Here is a 17,584-nt window from a genome sequence, read left to right as displayed (position 1 = left end):
AATTCGTCAATTCCTCAATTCTCCAGTCCTTCAATTCCTCTTATCCGACCCGCGCCCTCGCTTCGAGATAGCGACTGATCGCGGCGTTGAGTTCGCCGCCGAGGATGAAGATCGCCGATAACATGTACAGGAAAACCACCGCGATCATGATCGACGCCAGCCCGGCATAGGTCGTGACATAGGACGAGAAGTGATCGAGATAGGTGGCAAAGACGGTTGAGCCGACAAGCCATGCGGCAAGCGTGAACAGGATGCCCGGTACGATCGAGACGAGGCGGCGCTTGCCCGCTGGCAGCCAGAAATGCACGGCAAACAGCCCGCCGACAATGACGGTCGAGGCGATGACGAACCGCCACAGCGTGATCGTGCCCATATAGGGTTTGATCCCTTCGATATGGGCTTCGGCGAGCCGCGCGAGCAGCGGCGCGAACACCAGAAGCACGCTGATCGCCAGGAAGCCTGCCGTGGCGATCAGCACGAAGATGATGCTCTGCACCCGGCGATAGATGATGCCGCGCGTCTCGGCGACGCGGTAGGCGCGGTTGAGCGAGGTGCGCAGCGCCTCGATGCCGTTGGAGGCGAAATAGGCGGCAAGCAGCACGCCATAGGTCAAAAGATCGGTGCGCCGCACGGTCAGCACGTTGAGCACCTCGCGCGCGATCGGCTTGGCAATCTGCTCGGGCCAGGTATCGAACACCAGATGCACGGCGGTATCGGCGAACGCCTGCGCGCCCAGGAAACTCGCCAGCGTGGTGGCAAAGATCAGGAACGGAAACAGCGCCATCAGCGAAGTGATCGCCAGATGGCTGGCCATCGCCCAGCCGTCGTCGGTGTTGAAATGGCCAAGCGCGTCATAGAGCACGCGGCGCAGCACGACGATATTCCGCATCAAGAGCCGCGTTCCCTTCGATTGTCTCGACGCCGCGAATATGGGAAGGGATTGTGGCAAATGGCAACCCTTGCTCAAACCACGATCCCGCCGGCGAAAGAGTTACGCACCATCATCGTCACCGGCGCATCTTCCGGAATAGGCGCCTATTGCGCCCGGGCGCTGAAGGCGGATGGCTGGCGGGTGTTCGCGACGGCGCGCAAGCGCGAAGACATCTCCGCACTTGAGGCCGACGGCATCGAGGCCTTTTATCTCGACTACCGCGAGCCGGACTCCATAGCAGCCCTTGTGGCATCGGTGCTGGAACGAACAGGCGGACGCCTCGACGCCCTGTTCAACAATGGCGCCCATGCACAGCCCGGTGCCGTCGAAGACCTGCCGGTTGCGGCATTGCGGGAGCAGTTCGAGGCCAATTTCTTCGGCTGGCACGACCTGACCCAACGCATCGTGCCGGTAATGCGCCGCCAGGGACACGGCCGCCTCGTTCATTGTTCCTCGATCCTTGGACTGACGCCGGTGCGCTTTCGCGGCGCCTATTCGGCCTCCAAGCACGCGCTTGAGGGCCTGATGCTGTGCATGCAGCAGGAATTGCAGGGTAGCGGGGTCCACGTCTCGCTGATCGAGCCCGGGCCGGTGACGTCGAAAATTGCCAGCAACGGGCTGTTCTGGTTTTTGAAAAACATCGACCACGAGAACTCCGTCCACCACGTCGCCTATGCCGCGCAACTGGCGCGGCTCAGGGCCGGCGGCAGCTCATCGCGGCTGAAACCGGGGCCTGAGGTGGTCTACACGGCCTTGCGCCATGCACTTCTGTCGCGGCGCCCACGTCCACACTATGTGGTAACAGTGCCGGCCAGAATCGGCGTCATGCTCAAGCGCATCCTGCCGGCATCGATGCTCTACCGCGTGCTTGCCAGGCGCGCCTGAGCGAAACGAACTGGAGCCGCCAGATGGTCACCGTCTTCAAAATCCTCGCCGTTGTGGCCATGGCCGCGGTCTTGATCGTGCTGGTCCGCGGCCTCATCAACATGATGCGCGGCGGCGACGGCGTCACCTCCAACAAGCTGATGCAGGCCCGTGTGCTATTGCAGGCCGTGGCCTTGGCGCTGATCCTGCTGGTGGTGTATTTCACCCGCAAGTGACGGCCGTTCGGGAGGCGACGTGGTCAAGCTCAACAAGATCTACACCCGCACCGGCGACGACGGCACCACAGGCCTCGGCACCGGTGAACGCAGGCTGAAATCCGACCTGCGCGTCGATGCCTATGGGACCGTCGATGAAGCCAATGCCTGCATCGGCATCGCTCGCCTGCACACAGCGGCTAGCCATCCGGCCATCGACGCCATGCTGTCCCGCATCCAGAACGACCTGTTCGACCTCGGCGCCGATCTCGCCGTTCCAGATGACGGCAAGCCGCTCGGCTACGAGCCGCTGCGCATCATCGCCTCGCAGACCGACCGCGTCGAAAAAGACATCGACCTTCTGAACAAGGAGCTGCAGCCCCTGAAATCCTTCGTGCTCAATGGCGGCACGCCGGCCGCCGCCGCTCTTCATCTCGCCCGCACCGTGGCGCGGCGCGCCGAGCGGATCATGGTGGCGCTGGCGCAGGACCCGGCCGAGCACGTCAATCGCGAGGGGCTGAAATACATCAACCGCGTCTCCGACTTTCTGTTCGTGGCCGCCCGTGCGGTCAATGACAACGGAAATGCCGACGTGTTATGGGTGCCCGGCAAGAACCGCTGAGTTTTCTCGAAAGCGGACGAGGATCCGGGGCATGTTTATCCCGCTTTACGACACCAACAGGCTGCGCCACATAAGGCTGCAATATGTCACGATCGGCCTGATCGCGGCCAACGCGCTGGTCTTCCTCGTCACCACGATCGGCGGCGAAAATTTCAACAACGCGGCCGTGCTCGGCCTCGGCTTCATTCCTTCGGTTGTCCACAATACAGCAGAGCTCTCGCCTGAATTTATCGTCATTCCGGAGAGCCTGAGCTACATCACCTATGCCTTCCTGCATGCCGATATCTTCCATCTCGGCGGCAACATGCTGTTCCTGTGGGTGTTCGGCGACAATGTCGAAGACGCGCTCGGCCACATCCGCTACCTCATCTTCTACCTGCTGTGCGCCATCGCGGGAGCCGCTTTCCAGGGGCTCGTCGCCTGGGATTCGCAAGTGCCGCTGATCGGCGCCTCCGGCGCCATCGCCGGGGTCGTCGCCGCCTATCTGGTCCTCTATCCCCGCGTGAAGGTCTGGGTGCTGGTCTTTGCCCGCATTCCGCTGCGTATCCCCGCCTTCATCCCGTTGATCCTGTGGATCGGCTTCCAGGTGGTGATGTTTGCCGCCGGCGGCGAAAACCAGATTTCCTGGGCCTGCCATATCGGCGGCATCATTGCCGGCGGCGTGCTGGTGCTCATCATGCGCAGCCGCGGCGTGCCGTTGCTTGCCGGTGACGACGGCGAGCCCGAACCCGCCGATCAGCCCGCCGTTTCCACCGGGCCAGCGCCGGCCGATCCCGCGCCCGCGCAGCCGGCGACGCGCTGGGGCCGCGGCAGCGCTCCCAGCTCCGACTGAACCGATTTGAGTGGTTTGGCCGCTGCCGTAGCATATTGACGTGTTGCGCTGCCACAACTACGGAGGACGCCACCGTTAGGCGGCAGAAGACAAGAATTCCGTCCGGCCAGAATTCCGTAATGCCGGAATTCAGTCAGGAATGTCGGCTTTCGACAACTCTGCAGTGGCGCACGCTGCTATAGCGCGCCCGAATATCTCAGGAGAGGTGACAGGCAAATGAAGATCCTTGTGCCCGTGAAGCGGGTTGTGGATGCGAACGTCAAGGTTCGCGTGAAGGCTGATGGTTCGGCGGTGGAACTCGCCAACGTCAAGATGGCGATGAACCCGTTCGACGAGATCGCGGTGGAAGAGGCGATCCGGCTGAAGGAAGCTGGCAAGGCCGAAGAGATCATCGTCGTGTCGATCGGTCCGCAGCAGGCGCAGGAAACCCTGCGCACCGCGCTCGCCATGGGCGCCGACCGCGCCATTCTGGTCAAGACAGATGAGCAGACCGAGCCGCTCGGCGTCGCCAAGGTGCTGAAGGGCGTCGTCGACGCCGAACAGCCCGGCCTCGTCATCCTCGGCAAGCAGGCGATCGACGACGATTCCAACCAAACCGGCCAGATGCTGGCCGCTTTGCTCGGCTGGGCACAGGGCACCTTCGCCTCCAAGGTGGTGCTCGACGGCGACAAGGCCAAGGTGACCCGCGAAGTCGATGGCGGCCTGCAGACGGTGGAGCTGAAGATGCCGGCGATCGTCACCGCCGATCTTCGCCTCAACCAGCCGCGCTACGCCTCGCTGCCCAACATCATGAAGGCCAAGAAGAAGCCGCTCGACGAAAAGAGCCCGGCCGATTACGGCGCCGACGTCAAGCCGCGCCTCAAGGTGATCAAGACCGAGGAGCCGAGTGGCCGCAAGGCGGGCGTTAAGGTCAAGAGCGTCGCCGAACTGGTCGACAAGCTCAAGAACGAAGCCGGCGTTTTGTAAGCGATCGGGAAAGGAACAGAAAAATGACCATTCTCCTCATCGCAGAACACGACAACGCAACCCTGTCCGACCAGACCGCCAAGGCGCTGTCGGCTGCCCTGCAGATCGGTTCGGACGTGCATGTGCTGGTTGCAGGCAAGGGCGCCAAGGGTGCTGCCGATGCCGCCGCCAAGCTGAAGGGCGTCAGCAAGGTGCTGCTGGCCGAGGCCGACGAACTGGCCGAGCGCCTCGCCGAACCGACGGCGGCACTCGTCGTCTCGCTGGCCGGCGCCTACGACACCATCATCGCCCCGGCGACCTCGTCGGGCAAGAACATCGCGCCGCGCGTGGCGGCCCTGCTCGATGTCGCGCAGGTGTCGGAAATCATCGAGGTGGTTTCGCCGGATACGTTCAAGCGTCCGATCTATGCCGGCAACGCCATCCAGACGGTGCAGTCGAGCGACGCCAAGAAGGTGATCACCGTGCGCACCGCTTCCTTCCAGGCGGCGCCCGAAGATGGTTCGGCCGCAGTCGAGACCGTCAAGGCAGCGGCCAACCCAGGCCTGTCCTCTTTCGTCGAGAACAAGCTGTCGGAGACCGACCGTCCGGAGCTGACCTCGGCCAAGATCATCATCTCGGGCGGCCGCGCGCTCGGCTCGGCGGAGAAGTTCCAGGAAGTCATCCTGCCGGTCGCCGACAAGCTCGGTGCCGCCGTCGGCGCCTCGCGCGCTGCGGTCGATGCCGGCTATGCCCCGAACGACTGGCAGGTCGGCCAGACCGGCAAGGTCGTGGCTCCCGACCTCTACATTGCCGTCGGCATTTCCGGCGCCATCCAGCACCTTGCCGGCATGAAGGATTCGAAAGTCATCGTCGCCATCAACAAGGACGAAGAGGCGCCGATCTTCCAGGTTGCCGATTACGGCCTGGTCGGCGACCTGTTCGTCATCCTGCCGGAGCTGCAAAAGGCGCTTTGACGCTCTCTGCCAAAGCGTATTAAATTGTGAAGGGTGGGGTAGACGAAGCTGCCCCACCCTTTTAGTTTGCACTGCACAAAAAGCAGGCCGCTAAGGCCTTTTCGACGGGATCGCTGCAAATGGCCAAGATCGAGACGATCGGCATTATTGGCGCCGGCCAGATGGGCGGCGGCATCGCGCATGTGTCCGCGCTTTCGGGCTTCAAGGTGCTGATCTACGATATCTCGCCCGACCGTATCGAGAAGGGCATTGCCACAATTAGCGGCAACATGGCCCGCCAGGTAGGCTCCGGCAAGCTTGACGAAAAGCTGCGCAACGATGCGATGGCGCGCATTTCGGCGGCTCCCGCCATGGCCGATCTCGCCGGTGCCGATCTGGTGATCGAAGCGGCGACCGAGGACGAGACGGTCAAGCGCAAGATCTATGCCCAGCTCTGTCCGCAGCTCAACCCGGAAGCGATCCTGGCGACCAACACGTCGTCGATTTCGATCACCCGCCTGGCCGCGCAGACCGACCGTCCCGAGCGCTTTATCGGCATACATTTCATGAACCCGGTGCCGCTGATGAAGCTGGTCGAACTGGTGCGCGGCATCGCCACCGAGGACCAGACCTTCGAGGCAGCCAAGAACTATGTGAAGCAGCTCGACAAGACGATCACTGTCTCTGAGGATTTCCCGGCCTTCATCGTCAATCGCATCCTGCTGCCGATGATCAACGAGGCGATCTATACGCTCTACGAGGGCGTCGGCTCGGTCGACGCCATCGACACCGCCATGAAGCTTGGCGCCAACCATCCGATGGGGCCGTTGCAGCTCGCCGACTTCATCGGCCTCGACACCTGCCTGTCGATCATGCAGGTGCTGCATGACGGCCTGTCGGATTCGAAATATCGCCCCTGCCCGCTGCTGGTGAAATATGTCGAGGCCGGCTGGCTTGGCCGCAAGACCGGACGCGGCTTCTACGACTATCGCGGCGAACACCCGGTTCCGACGCGCTAACCAAACGCTAGGTCCGTTCCGCCGTCAGGACGCTGCCGCGAGCGGCGGCTCGGCCTGACCATTTGACTCGTTATCGTCAGGCGCCACGGAAACACAGCCGCGGCCGGCGGCCTTGGCCGCATAGCAGGCGGCATCGGCGCGGGCGATGATCTCGTCGACTTCGCCGCTGCGGATCGGCGCCACCCCGATGCTGGCGTCGATCGCATGCGGCCGGCCGTCCCAGCTGAACTGCAGGCTGCGGATGGCATCGATGATCGAGCGGGCGGCAATCCTGGCGCCGGCGCTCGACCCCGATTTCAGGATGACCGCGAATTCATCGCCGCCGAGGCGGGCGATGATATCCTCCGGCTCAAGCGCGCCGCGAATAGCCTCGGCAACCCGCTTCAGCAGGGCGTCGCCGGCGGCGTGGCCGCCGGTGTCGTTGACCAGTTTGAAATGGTCGAGGTCGATGAACATGAAATGATGCTCGCCCGCCGGTGTTGCCGAGCCGGCCTTGCGGCTCCGGTCGACCAGCTCTTCCATGGTGCGGATGAAGCTTGAGCGATTGGCAAGGCCGGTCAGCGCGTCATGCGCGGCGGCGTAGGCGAGCTGGCGCTGCAAGGCGCGCGCATCGGTGAAATCCTGGAAGACGATGACCAGGCCACAGAACTCCTGGCGCTCATTCATGATCGGCGACACCACGTGGCGGATGCTGCAGCGTGTGTCGTCGCGACGAATTAGGACGGCGCGGCTGTTCTGATCGGCGGGGCTGGGGCCGCCGAGCGCCGGCCGCGTCATGCCGATCCTTTGCCCGGTCTCCTCATCCACTGCCCAGTAGACATGGCCAAGCGTCTTGCCGAGCGCCTCTGCGCCGGCAACGCCGGTCAGCTTTTCGGCGATCGGGTTCATGAAGGTGATGCGGTTGGCGGCATCGGTGCAGATGACAGCGTCGCCGATCGACTGCAGCGTTACCCTCAGCCGTTCCTTCTCGTCTGCCAGCATCGCCGCCGACACGATCAGGCTTTCCTCGGTCTGCTTGCGCTGGGTGATGTCGGTCAGGCTGCCGATGGCCCGGATCAGCCGGCCTTCGCTGTCGCGCTCGAGCGTCTTGCCGCGATCGAGTATCCAGACCCAGTGGCCGTCCTTGTGGCGCATCCTGAACTCGGCTTCGAAGAACGGCGTCCTGCCCTCCAGATGGGCGCGATCGGCCTCGGCCACATTCTCGCGGTCGTCGGGATGGATCATCGTCAGCCAGCGGTCGGGGTCGCCGTCCAGCTCGCCCTCGGCATAGCCCAGCATCTTCACCCAGGCGGCGGAATAGGTGGTGCCGCCCTTGCGCATGTCGAGGTCCCAGACGCCTTGTCCGGCGCTGGCCAGGGCAAAGTTCCAGCGCGTTTCGGCCTCGGCTATGCGTGCCTCGGATTGCTTGCGCGCGTCGATATCCTCGATCTGCGAGACGAGGTAGAGCGGGCGGCCGCTCTTCTCGTCGCGAATGACGGAACCGGCAAGATGGGCCCACACCGGCGTGCCGTCCTTCTTGAGGTAACGCTTTTCGAACTGGAAGGCGTTGACGATGCCCGCCCGGATGCCGTCCATGGTCTCACGGCCGATCTGTACATCGTCGGGATGCGTGATCTGGAAGAAAGTCAGCGCCTCGATCTCTTCCTTGCTGTAGTCGAGCATGGCCGCGAAGGCCGGATTGGTTTCGTGGATACGGCCATTGAGGCCGACAATGGCGATGCCGATCGCCGAATCCTCCATGGCGCGCCGAAAACGCTGCTCGCTCTCGGCGATCTGCCGGCGGTCGTCGAGTATCCGGTAAATGAACAGCGCGGCGAGCATCAGCGCCACGGCGGCGACCGGCACCGATATCAGCAGACAGAGCTTCAACACTTCGGCGCTGACGTCGAGCCGCGACAGCAGCATCGCCACGACGGCGGCGCAAAATCCTCCGGCCGCGAGCACCAAAGCCACGTGACCGTCAGCCCGCGGGCTTTTTCGTTTCCATCGCGTCACCGTGCATGCCACCCCGTGCGCAACACATTTCTGCGGGAAACCTTGGATGATCGATTTTAAGGAAAGGTTGCGCCTGAGCCACCGGCAACACGGTTAACCCGCAAACAATTACCGGCATGATTAAGGATCGGTGATTATTGCGGGCTATCTCAGGCGGGCCGGTTACCAGCGCACGAAGAACCGTCCCCCAAGCGCGCCGAGCCCGGCGAGAACGGCGATGGCGAGCGTATACCAGGTGGCGACGAAAAGCGGCGAATCGTCGAAGCAGTGGGCGGCGTAAAAGGTCGCCGCCAGTCCGCCGGCAAGCAATCCTGCGACCGCACCGGCAAGCACCGGCCGCGTCGGCGCGCCGTAGCGCAGCATCCACAGGAAGACGGCAAGCGGCCCGATGCCGATCAGCGGGATGAAGCCCATGCAGATCATCATGTTGGAGCCGACCATGCGCGTACTCCACATCCGCTCCGGCACCATGAACAGTTCGAGAGCTACGGCCACAGCCACAAGCAGCGGCGCAGCCGCCATCCAGGCTGCGGCTCTCGCCGTCGAAGCACCCGGTGTCGACAGTGCCCGGATCAGGCCAAACGCGGTGATGGCAAGCACGATGGTGAAGACGAATTTCGCCAGGAACCGCATCGTGTGCATGGCGATCATGATGTCGGGACGTGGGCCGATAGTGAGGAAGAACACCACCGCGGCGATCACCACCGCGGCAGCCCCAGCCATCCACCAGGCCGAACGCAGCGGCATCGCCTTGCTGCGTGTGTCGGCGTCGAGTGCCCTGATGAGATCTTCGGTTCTCATGTCACTGCCGCCCGAAGCGTTTGGCGATCGCGGCAAGCCCGCGATGCAGCGATACCCGCACCGCCGTCTCGCTGACGCCGAGCTTGACCGCTGTCTCGCCGATCGAGCGGCCGTCGACTGATATGGCCGAGACCACCGACCGCTGCGCCGGCGGCAGGCCGTCCAGCGCGCGATTGATGTCGCGTTCGCTGACGGTCTCGGTTTCCGGCTCGGCAAAGGTCTCGGCGATCTCGTCGATCTCGATCTCGATGCGCCGGCCGCGCCGCCGGAAGGCATCGATCAGCTTGAAGCGGGCAATCGCATAGATCCACGGCAACACCGGCGCGTCCTGGCGCCAGGTATGCCGTTTCACATGAATGGCCAGCAAGGTTTCCTGCACGACATCCTCGGGATCGACCCCGCCCTGTACGATCTTGCGCCTGACAAAGCCGCGAACCAGTGCGGCGATCCGGTGCAGAAAGTCGGCGTAAGCCCTTTCGTCTCCCGCGATTGCGGCCCGCATCAGCCGGGAAAGCTCGGCCTCATCCTTGCCGCTCACAAGAGTTCACTCCCCGATCTTCGCGCTTCGGCGCTGATTTGTTACGTGGCCAACGAAATAATGTCCAAGCCAAAGTGCCGCAAAATCACGAAAGTTTGCGGGCGAGCGACGGATTGAAGCAGCTCACCAATGTTGACTATGGTAATCAGGTATTGGTAGGTGCAGCCGTGCAAAACCAGAACCGCCGAGATCGAGGATGACGCCATGAAATATGCTCTTTCCACCCTGGTCGGCGCCACCGCGCTGGCAATCAGCCTGATCGCCGGTCCGGCGATGGCGGAAGATGCCGGCATTATCGTCTACAACGCCCAGCACGAGAGCCTGGCCAAGGAATGGGTCAATGGCTTTACCAAGGAAACCGGCATCAAGGTCACCTTGCGCAATGGCGGCGACAGCGATTTCTCCAACCAGATCGTCGCCGAAGGCGCTTCTTCGCCAGCCGACGTATTACTGACCGAGAACTCCCCGGCCATGACCCTGGTCGAAGCGGCGGGCCTTTTCGCGCCGGTCGACGCCGATACGCTGGCCCAGGTTCCGGCTGAATTCCAGCCGAGCAGCGGCAAATGGGTGGGTGTCGCGGCGCGCAGCACCGTCTTTGCCTACAACAAGACCAAGCTCATCGCCGACCAGCTGCCCAAATCGATGCTCGATCTCGCCGATCCGAGCTGGAAAGGCCGCTGGGCCGCCTCGCCGTCGGGCGCCGATTTCCAGGCCATCGTCAGCGCGCTGCTTGAGCTCAAGGGCGAAGCCGCCACCGCCGACTGGCTGAAGGCGATGAAGGAGAATTTCACCGCCTACAAGGGCAACGGCACGGTGATGAAGGCGGTCAATGCCGGCGAGATCGAAGGCGGCATCATCTACCACTATTACTATTTCGGCGATCAGGCCAAGACCGGCGAGAACAGCAAGAACGTCGAGCTGCACTATTTCAAGAACCAGGATCCCGGCGCTTTCGTCTCGATTTCCGGCGGCGGCGTGCTGGCCTCGAGCAAGCATCCGAAGGAAGCCCAGGCTTTCCTGAAATGGGTGACCGGCAAGGGCGGTCAGGACGTGCTGAAGACCGGCACGTCCTTCGAGTACGCGGTCGGCAAGGGCGCCGACTCTAATCCCAAGCTGGTGCCGCTGGCCGATCTGCAGGCGCCGAAGGTCGACCCGGCAAAGCTGAACTCCAAGAAGGTGACCGATCTGATGACGGCAGCCGGCTTGCTTTAGTCCGCGTTCGTCCTAAAAGGGCAACGTTTGCGCTCCTGCGAGGCTTTCCGCAGGAGCGCTCTGTTTTCGGGATGGCATTGTCCATGACGACACATTGCGTTTCCGGCCGCGCCTGCGGCGCCCCCGCTCCGGCGGCAGTGGCGCGGCCGAGCTGATGCAATCTGCGGTCGATCTCGCACGTTCAGGCCAGGCAGTCGGGCGATCCCAACGGCAGCCCATGTCCTGGATCGCTCTTGCCGCCATCATCGTCTCGCTGCTGTCGCTGCTGCCGCTTGCCTTCATCATCTGGATCGCCGTGCAGACCGGCTGGGACTCTGTCTCGGCCCTGGTCTTCCGGCCGCGCGTCGGCGAACTTCTGATCAACACCGTGCTTCTGGTGGCGCTCACCGTCCCCATCGCCATCGTCCTGTCGATGGCGCTGGCTTGGCTGACCGAGCGCAGCGACCTGCCCGGCGCTCGCCTCTGGGCCTGGCTGTCGGTGGCGCCGCTCGCCATCCCCGCCTTCGTGCACTCCTATGCCTGGATTACCCTGGTGCCGGGACTGCACGGCCTTTGGGCCGGCGTGCTGGTGTCGGTCCTCGCTTATTTCCCGTTCCTCTATCTGCCGATCGCGGCGTCGCTGCGCCGGCTCGATCCCGCTTTGGAAGACGCAGCCGCAGCGCTCGGCCTCGGACCGTGGCGCGTGTTCGCACGCGTCGTGCTGCCGCAGCTGAGACTCGCCATTTGCGGCGGCGCGCTGTTGGTTGGCCTGCATCTGCTGGCCGAATATGGCCTCTATGTCTTCATCCGCTTCGACACTTTCACCACCGCCATCGTCGACCAGTTCCAGTCGACCTTCAACGGACCTGCCGCCAACATGCTGGCCGGCGTCCTGGTGACCTGCTGCTTCGTGCTGCTCACTCTGGAGGTGTTGGTGCGCGGCGAAGAGCGCTATGCCCGCGTCGGCTCAGGTGCGGCGCGCCACCGTCAGCGCAGCAGGCTCGGACGCACCACGCTGCCTTGCCTGGCTCTGCCTGCCATCACCACGCTACTCGCCATCGGCGTGCCCTTCGTCACCATCGGCCGCTGGCTGGTCGCCGGCGGCGCCGATGTCTGGCGTTTCGACGAGATCGGCCTGGCGCTGGGCCAGACGCTGTTCCTGGCGCTCGCCGGCGCCCTGCTTGCGACCATCGCCGCCATGCCGATGGCATGGATCTCGATCCGGGCGCCGGGGCCGCTGCAGCGGCTGCTCGAGGGCTGCAACTACATTGTCGGCTCGCTGCCCGGCGTCGTCATTGCGCTGGCGCTGGTCACCATCACCGTGCGCATCGCCATGCCGCTCTACCAGACGCTGTTCACCATCCTGGTCGCCTATGCCCTGATGTTCCTGCCGCGCGCTCTGATCAGCCTCCGCGCGTCGATCGCGCAGGCGCCGATCGAGCTCGAACGCGCCGCCGCCAGCCTCGGCCGGCCGCCGTTGAAGGCGCTGTGGTCGACGACCATCCGCCTTTCGGCGCCAGGTGCCGCGGCCGGCATGGCGCTGGTGGCGCTCGGCATCATGAACGAACTGACCGCTACCCAGATGCTGGCGCCCAACGGCACGCGCACGCTGGCCATGGCGTTCTGGTCCTACAGCGGCGAGATCGACTATGCCTCCGCCGCCCCTTACGCCTTCATCATGGTGGCGATGTCGCTGCCGCTGACCTGGCTGCTCTATGTCCAGTCGAAACGGATGGCCGGACGATGAGCTTTCTCGAAATCAGCGGCCTCACCAAGCATTACGGCCCGGTCGCAGCCCTTGCCGGCATCGACCTCAGCGCCGCCAGCGGCAGCCGCACTGCGATCGTCGGGCCGTCTGGCTGTGGCAAGACCACCTTGCTGCGGCTGATCGCCGGCTTCGAGGCGCCAGACCAGGGGCGCGTCGTGCTCGACGGCCAGGTGCTGGCCAATGGCGGCCATGCCGTGCCGGCGCATCGCCGCGGCATCGGCCTGGTGGCGCAGGACGGCGCGCTGTTTCCGCATCTCAGCATCGCCGACAATATCGGCTTCGGCATGGCCCGCGGCGAGGACCAGCGCACCGAGCGTATCGCCGAGCTTGCCTATACGGTCGGGCTCGACAAGGCGATCCTCAAACGCCGCCCGCACCAGCTCTCGGGCGGCCAGCAGCAGCGCGTGGCGCTGGCCCGCGCCATGGCGATGAAACCCAGGCTGATGCTGCTCGACGAGCCGTTCTCGGCGCTCGACACCGGCCTGCGCGCCTCGATGCGCAAGGCAGTTGCCGAATTGCTCGAAGCTGCCGGGATCACCACCATCCTAGTCACCCACGACCAGGCCGAGGCGCTGTCCTTCGCCAGCCAGGTCGCGGTCATGCGCGAAGGCTTGTTCTCGCAGGTCGGCACGCCGCGCGAACTTTATCTGCATCCGAAGGACCGCATGGTCGCCGAGTTTCTCGGCGATGCCATCATCTTGCCGGCAAAGATTTCAGGCGGCTTCGCCACCTCCTCGCTCGGCCGCATCGCCGTCGACTCGAAGGAGCGCCGCGACATCGCCCGCATCATGCTGCGACCGGAGCAGGTGCTGGTGAACCGCACGTCGCGCGAAGGCATGTCGGGCCCGCCGGGCACGATCTTCGCCGAGGTGACGGACTCGGAGTTCGCCGGCTCGATGTGCACGATTGCGGTGCGGCTGTTGAACAACCCCGATCCGCCTGACGCAGCCGCGATCGGCAACACGCCGCTGATCCTACGCAAGCCTGGCATCGACGCGCCCGCCGTCGGCGAGATCGTGCGCTTGACCGTCTCCGGCAAGGCGCACGTCTTCGCCTAGCGAGATCAGCTCCTAGTCAACCCTCTGGCCCGTCGCCGGTGACCAAAGCGGCCAAGTCTCGAGGAAGTCGTTGTTGTGCACGACCACGCGTCGGGCGGCAGCGTCGATGAGCACGATGCCGTAGGTCGGCGGCGCCTGCTCGACAACCTCCTCGCCGACGAGGTCGAGCATGAAGCGGGCATGCAGGCCACGCTGCGCCGTGAACGGGATGCCGGCGACGGTGCCGGCAATGTCGCGGTGGACATGGCCGAAGAAAATATGGCCGACATTGCCATGGCGCGTCAGAACATCGAGAAAGCGCTGCTTCTGTTCGAGCCCGAGCGGGTCGAGCAGCGGCAGACCGAGCTCGACCGGCGGATGATGCAGGAAGATGTAGGCCTGCCGTCCCGCCGCATCGGCGAGTCGCGCGTCGAGCCAGGCAAGCCGCTTGTCGCAGAGTTCGCCAGTGACGCGGCCTTCGGCCAGGCTGTCGAGGAACAGCAACGATGCTTCCGGCGTATCGACGACCGACTGCACGAAGCCATTGTCGTCGGTCGGGTTTTCGGGAAATGCCGCCACCAGATTGGCCCGCCGGTCGTGATTTCCCGGCAGCAGCCGGTATGGCAGCGAAAGCCGGCTCAAGGCCGATTTGAGATCGGCGTAGCTTTCAGGCGCCCCGGTCTCGGTCAGGTCGCCGCTGAAGACGCAAAGGGCGGCATCACCATGGCGGGCATTGATGTGGTCGATGCAGCGGTCGAGCCGCTCATGCAGGTTCGCGCCATAGCGGATCTCGCCGCGTCGTCCCAGATGGACATCGGTGACCTGGATGATTTTCATGCGACTTTTCCTTGGGAGATTGCTTTGCCGTCCGTCCGAAGCGGACGGAAATGCGCTTGCCGATGGCTGCAAAATCAGAGTGCCGGTTCCGGCACCGAAGCCTTGAACACGTCGAGGCGGCTGCCGGTCTCGGACGAGAAGAAGTGCAGGTCGGCTTCAGAGAACTGCAGGCCGACCGTGCTGCCCGGCACCGGATGCACGGTCTCCGACGTCACCACCGAGAATGGTGCGCCGTCGAGATCGACATAGACGACGCGTCCGGCGCCGAGTTCTTCGACCAGATCGACGGTCGCTTCGAGAGCGCCCGGCGTGCCCGCCGCAACCAGACGTACGGACTCCGGCCGGATGCCGATCGCGACCTTGCTGCCGACCGCCAGGCCGGTGCGCGAAACGTTGAGCTTGCGGCTGTCGCCAAGCAGCGACAGGCCGTCGAGCGTCACCGTGCCCTCGAGAATGTTCATTGCGGGTGCGCCAACGAAGGTGGCGACGAAACGGCTCGCCGGGCGGCTATAGACTTCGGCCGGCGTTCCGACCTGTTCGACGCGGCCGCCATTCATCACCACCAGCCGGTCGGCCAGCGTCATCGCCTCGACCTGGTCGTGGGTGACGAACACCGAGGTAGCGGCGAGCCGGCGGTGCAGTTTGCGGATTTCGGAGCGCATCTGCACCCGCAGCTTGGCGTCGAGGTTGGACAGCGGCTCGTCGAACAGAAACACCTTCGGCTCGCGGATCATGGCGCGGCCCATGGCGACGCGCTGGCGTTGGCCGCCGGACAGCGCCATCGGCTTGCGGTCGAGCAGATGCTCAAGCTCCAGCGTGCGCGCAACCGCCTGGATGCGCTGCGTCCGCTCGGCGGTCGGAACACCCGATACTTTCAGCGAATAACCGATGTTCTGCGCCACGCTCATATGCGGGTAGAGCGCGTAGTTCTGGAACACCATGGCGCAGCCGCGCTCGCGTGGCTCGAGCTTGTTGACCACCGTGCCGTCGATGGCGATCGTGCCGCCGGAAATATCCTCCAGCCCGGCGATCATGCGCAGCAGTGTGGACTTGCCGCAGCCGGATGGCCCCAGGATGACGACGAACTCGCCGGACGCGAAGTCGAGGCTGACGCCGTGCACGACCTGCATCTTGGCGTAGCTCTTGGTGACGTCGCGGATGGTGATGGAAGCCATTGTTTGCTCCTTATTTTTCGGTGGCGATCAGGCCGCGCACGAACCAGCGTTGCATGAGCACCACGACGACCAGCGGCGGCAGCATGATGATCAGCGTGCCGGCCATGGCAATGTGCCATTCGGGCGCGCCGCCGACATTGGGGATGAGCTGTTTGAGTTCGGTCACCGCGGTGGCATGCGACTGGTCGGTTGTGATGAGCAGTGGCCACAGATACTGGTTCCACGCCCACAGGAACATGATGGTGCCGAGCGCGGCCATATTGTTGCGCGACAGCGGCAACAGGATATCGATGAAGAAGCGCAGCGGTCCGGCGCCGTCCATGCGCGCTGCCTCGGTCAACTCGTCGGGAACGGTCAGGAAGAACTGCCGGTAGAGGAAGGTGCCGGTGGCGGTGGCGATCAGCGGCAAGATCAGGCCGGGATAGGAATTGAGCATCCCCAGGTTGAGCGCGACATGCACGCCCGAAACCTTCTCGATCAGCCAGGATAGACCGGTCAGATCCATGATCGTCTGATAGGGTTCGAGCACATTGGCGACGACCGCATAGGTCGGCACGATGCGCACCTCCAGCGGCAGCATCAGCGTCACGAAGATCAGCCAGAAGATGAAGGTGCGGCCAGGATAGCGGAAATAGACGATCGAGAAGGCGGTGAGCGCCGAGATGATCACTTTGCCGGCGGCGACACCGGTCGCCATGATGAAGCTGTTGAGCAGCTTCGGCCCGAGGTCGGCCGTTACCCACGCCGTCTTGATGTTGACCCAGAAGTCGCTGCCCGGCAGCAGCGACATCGGCACGTCGTTGACGTCCTTGAGGTTGTGCGATGCGGCGATGGCCACGATGACGAACGGCGCGATGCAAAATACGAAGCCGACGAACAGGATCACATGGGTGAAGAAATTCAGGAACGGAGTGCGCTCTACCATGGTCATTTCACCTGTAGTGCACGCGCCGCTCGATGAAGCGGAACTGGAAGATGGTCAGCACGATGATGAGCAGCATCAAGATGATGCTCTGTGCGGCAGCACCAGAATAGTCCAGCCCTTTGAAGCCGTCGGAATAGATCTTGTAGACCATCAGATTGGTGGCGTTGGCCGGGCCACCCGAGGTCATGATGTCGACGATGCCGAAGGAATCCTGGAAGCTCTCGGTGATGTTGATGACGAGCAGGAAGAAGATCGTCGGTGTGATCAGCGGGAACTGGATGTCCCAGAAACGCCTGATGACGCCGGACCCGTCCATCGCCGCCGCCTCGATTAGCGAGCGCGGTATGGCCTGGAATGCGGCGAGGAAGAAGATGAAGTTATAGCCGACATATTTCCAGGAAAAGGCGACGATGATCGACGCCATGGCATCAGCGCCGTCAAGGCCGGGATCCCAGAAGCCGGGCCAGACCTGGTTGACGACGGCCATGAAGCCGGCTTCCGGCGCCAGGATGAAGCGGAACGCCAGCGCCAGCGCAGGCGCGGCGATGCCGTAGGGCCAGATCAGCACCACTCGGTAAAAGCGCGAGCCGGCAAGCTGGCGATCGGTGAGCGCGGCAAGCACCAGCGCGATGAACATCGCCAGCCCGGTGCTGATACCGGCAAAGATGAGGCTGGCGGTGATCGAGTTCCAGTAGTCTGCGTTGGACAGGATTGACCGGAAATTGTCGAGCCCGACCCAGATGTTGCCGCCGCCCCATGGCTGCTGCAACGTCAACGACCAGTACACCGCTTGGCCGGCAGGCCAGTAGAAGAAGGTGAAGATCAAAAGCAGCTGCGGCACCGCGAAGAGGATGCCGATAGTCCACCTGCTGAAGGTAACGCGTTTTTCCATTGATCCGCCCAGGCCGATGAACCGCCGGCCCGTTTTCCTGCATG

Annotated in this window: 18 protein-coding genes; 10 read left to right on the top strand and 8 right to left on the bottom strand. The window is 63.9% G+C overall.

What is annotated here, in order from left to right; all coding sequences use genetic code 11:
• Nucleotides 1-40 precede the first annotated feature (40 nt).
• Nucleotides 41-889 (bottom strand): YihY/virulence factor BrkB family protein, encoded by an 849-nt coding sequence (locus tag AC1D1L_RS21885; protein ID WP_477343523.1) that lies wholly within the window; start codon nucleotides 887-889, stop codon nucleotides 41-43.
• A gap of 60 nt (nucleotides 890-949) precedes the next feature.
• On the opposite strand from AC1D1L_RS21885, the gene AC1D1L_RS21880 reads away from it, so the two are divergent.
• The 7 genes from AC1D1L_RS21880 to AC1D1L_RS21850 all read left to right on the top strand — a co-directional run bounded on the left by AC1D1L_RS21880 (nucleotide 950) and on the right by AC1D1L_RS21850 (nucleotide 6,381).
• Nucleotides 950-1,816 carry an SDR family oxidoreductase gene (locus tag AC1D1L_RS21880; protein ID WP_477343522.1) on the top strand — a complete coding sequence of 289 codons (867 nt, stop codon included), beginning with the start codon at nucleotides 950-952 and terminating at the stop codon, nucleotides 1,814-1,816.
• Nucleotides 1,817-1,839: 23 nt separating this feature from the next.
• Nucleotides 1,840-2,031 (top strand): twin transmembrane helix small protein, encoded by a 192-nt coding sequence (locus AC1D1L_RS21875; protein ID WP_112562259.1) that lies wholly within the window; start codon nucleotides 1,840-1,842, stop codon nucleotides 2,029-2,031.
• 19 nt (nucleotides 2,032-2,050) lie between these two features.
• Nucleotides 2,051-2,632: a cob(I)yrinic acid a,c-diamide adenosyltransferase gene (locus AC1D1L_RS21870; RefSeq protein WP_477343521.1), complete on the top strand. Its 582-nt coding sequence runs from the start codon at nucleotides 2,051-2,053 to the stop codon at nucleotides 2,630-2,632.
• A 31-nt stretch (nucleotides 2,633-2,663) separates the two neighbouring features.
• Nucleotides 2,664-3,464 carry a rhomboid family intramembrane serine protease gene (locus AC1D1L_RS21865; RefSeq protein WP_477343520.1) on the top strand — a complete coding sequence of 267 codons (801 nt, stop codon included), beginning with the start codon at nucleotides 2,664-2,666 and terminating at the stop codon, nucleotides 3,462-3,464.
• A gap of 216 nt (nucleotides 3,465-3,680) precedes the next feature.
• Nucleotides 3,681-4,430 carry an electron transfer flavoprotein subunit beta/FixA family protein gene (locus AC1D1L_RS21860; RefSeq protein ID WP_454586180.1) on the top strand — a complete coding sequence of 250 codons (750 nt, stop codon included), beginning with the start codon at nucleotides 3,681-3,683 and terminating at the stop codon, nucleotides 4,428-4,430.
• 23 nt (nucleotides 4,431-4,453) lie between these two features.
• A complete protein-coding gene (locus AC1D1L_RS21855; protein WP_477343519.1) occupies nucleotides 4,454-5,383 on the top strand; it encodes an electron transfer flavoprotein subunit alpha/FixB family protein in 930 nt (309 codons plus the stop codon).
• A gap of 119 nt (nucleotides 5,384-5,502) precedes the next feature.
• Nucleotides 5,503-6,381, top strand: coding sequence for a 3-hydroxybutyryl-CoA dehydrogenase (locus AC1D1L_RS21850; protein ID WP_436261516.1), 879 nt, complete (start codon nucleotides 5,503-5,505; stop codon nucleotides 6,379-6,381).
• Nucleotides 6,382-6,405: 24 nt separating this feature from the next.
• On the opposite strand, the gene AC1D1L_RS21845 is transcribed toward AC1D1L_RS21850, so the two are convergent.
• From AC1D1L_RS21845 to AC1D1L_RS21835, 3 genes are all read right to left on the bottom strand, one after another.
• A complete protein-coding gene (locus AC1D1L_RS21845) occupies nucleotides 6,406-8,334 on the bottom strand; it encodes a PAS domain S-box protein (protein WP_477343518.1) in 1,929 nt (642 codons plus the stop codon).
• A gap of 204 nt (nucleotides 8,335-8,538) precedes the next feature.
• Nucleotides 8,539-9,177 (bottom strand): NrsF family protein, encoded by a 639-nt coding sequence (locus AC1D1L_RS21840; RefSeq protein ID WP_477343517.1) that lies wholly within the window; start codon nucleotides 9,175-9,177, stop codon nucleotides 8,539-8,541.
• 1 nt (nucleotide 9,178) lies between these two features.
• Nucleotides 9,179-9,715, bottom strand: a complete 537-nt coding sequence (locus tag AC1D1L_RS21835) for a sigma-70 family RNA polymerase sigma factor (protein ID WP_477343515.1) — start codon at nucleotides 9,713-9,715, stop codon at nucleotides 9,179-9,181.
• A gap of 204 nt (nucleotides 9,716-9,919) precedes the next feature.
• Between AC1D1L_RS21835 and AC1D1L_RS21830 the strand changes: the two genes are divergently transcribed.
• The 3 genes from AC1D1L_RS21830 (at nucleotide 9,920) to AC1D1L_RS21820 (ending at nucleotide 13,732) form a co-directional block, all read left to right on the top strand.
• Nucleotides 9,920-10,927 (top strand): iron ABC transporter substrate-binding protein, encoded by a 1,008-nt coding sequence (locus tag AC1D1L_RS21830; RefSeq protein ID WP_477343514.1) that lies wholly within the window; start codon nucleotides 9,920-9,922, stop codon nucleotides 10,925-10,927.
• A gap of 154 nt (nucleotides 10,928-11,081) precedes the next feature.
• Nucleotides 11,082-12,653, top strand: a complete 1,572-nt coding sequence (locus AC1D1L_RS21825; RefSeq protein ID WP_477343513.1) for an ABC transporter permease — start codon at nucleotides 11,082-11,084, stop codon at nucleotides 12,651-12,653.
• Entirely contained in the window at nucleotides 12,650-13,732 is a 1,083-nt protein-coding gene (locus AC1D1L_RS21820) for an ABC transporter ATP-binding protein (RefSeq protein WP_477343511.1), read from the top strand. Before AC1D1L_RS21825 ends, AC1D1L_RS21820 begins: the two co-directional genes overlap by 4 nt.
• A gap of 12 nt (nucleotides 13,733-13,744) precedes the next feature.
• On the opposite strand, the gene AC1D1L_RS21815 is transcribed toward AC1D1L_RS21820, so the two are convergent.
• The 4 genes from AC1D1L_RS21815 to AC1D1L_RS21800 all read right to left on the bottom strand — a co-directional run bounded on the left by AC1D1L_RS21815 (nucleotide 13,745) and on the right by AC1D1L_RS21800 (nucleotide 17,540).
• Entirely contained in the window at nucleotides 13,745-14,548 is an 804-nt protein-coding gene (locus AC1D1L_RS21815; RefSeq protein ID WP_477343510.1) for a phosphodiesterase, read from the bottom strand.
• Nucleotides 14,549-14,622: 74 nt separating this feature from the next.
• Nucleotides 14,623-15,723, bottom strand: coding sequence for a sn-glycerol-3-phosphate ABC transporter ATP-binding protein UgpC (ugpC, locus tag AC1D1L_RS21810; RefSeq protein WP_477343508.1), 1,101 nt, complete (start codon nucleotides 15,721-15,723; stop codon nucleotides 14,623-14,625).
• A gap of 10 nt (nucleotides 15,724-15,733) precedes the next feature.
• Nucleotides 15,734-16,648: an ABC transporter permease subunit gene (locus tag AC1D1L_RS21805; RefSeq protein ID WP_477343507.1), complete on the bottom strand. Its 915-nt coding sequence runs from the start codon at nucleotides 16,646-16,648 to the stop codon at nucleotides 15,734-15,736.
• Nucleotides 16,649-16,655: 7 nt separating this feature from the next.
• On the bottom strand, nucleotides 16,656-17,540 hold the full coding sequence (locus AC1D1L_RS21800; RefSeq protein ID WP_477343506.1) for a carbohydrate ABC transporter permease: 885 nt from the start codon (nucleotides 17,538-17,540) through the stop codon (nucleotides 16,656-16,658).
• Nucleotides 17,541-17,584: the final 44 nt, after the last annotated feature.

Source organism: Mesorhizobium sp. P2_D6 (assembly GCF_056404315.1).
The sequence above is the reverse complement of the archived record's forward strand: the minus strand, read 5'-3'. Positions and strand labels throughout refer to the sequence as shown.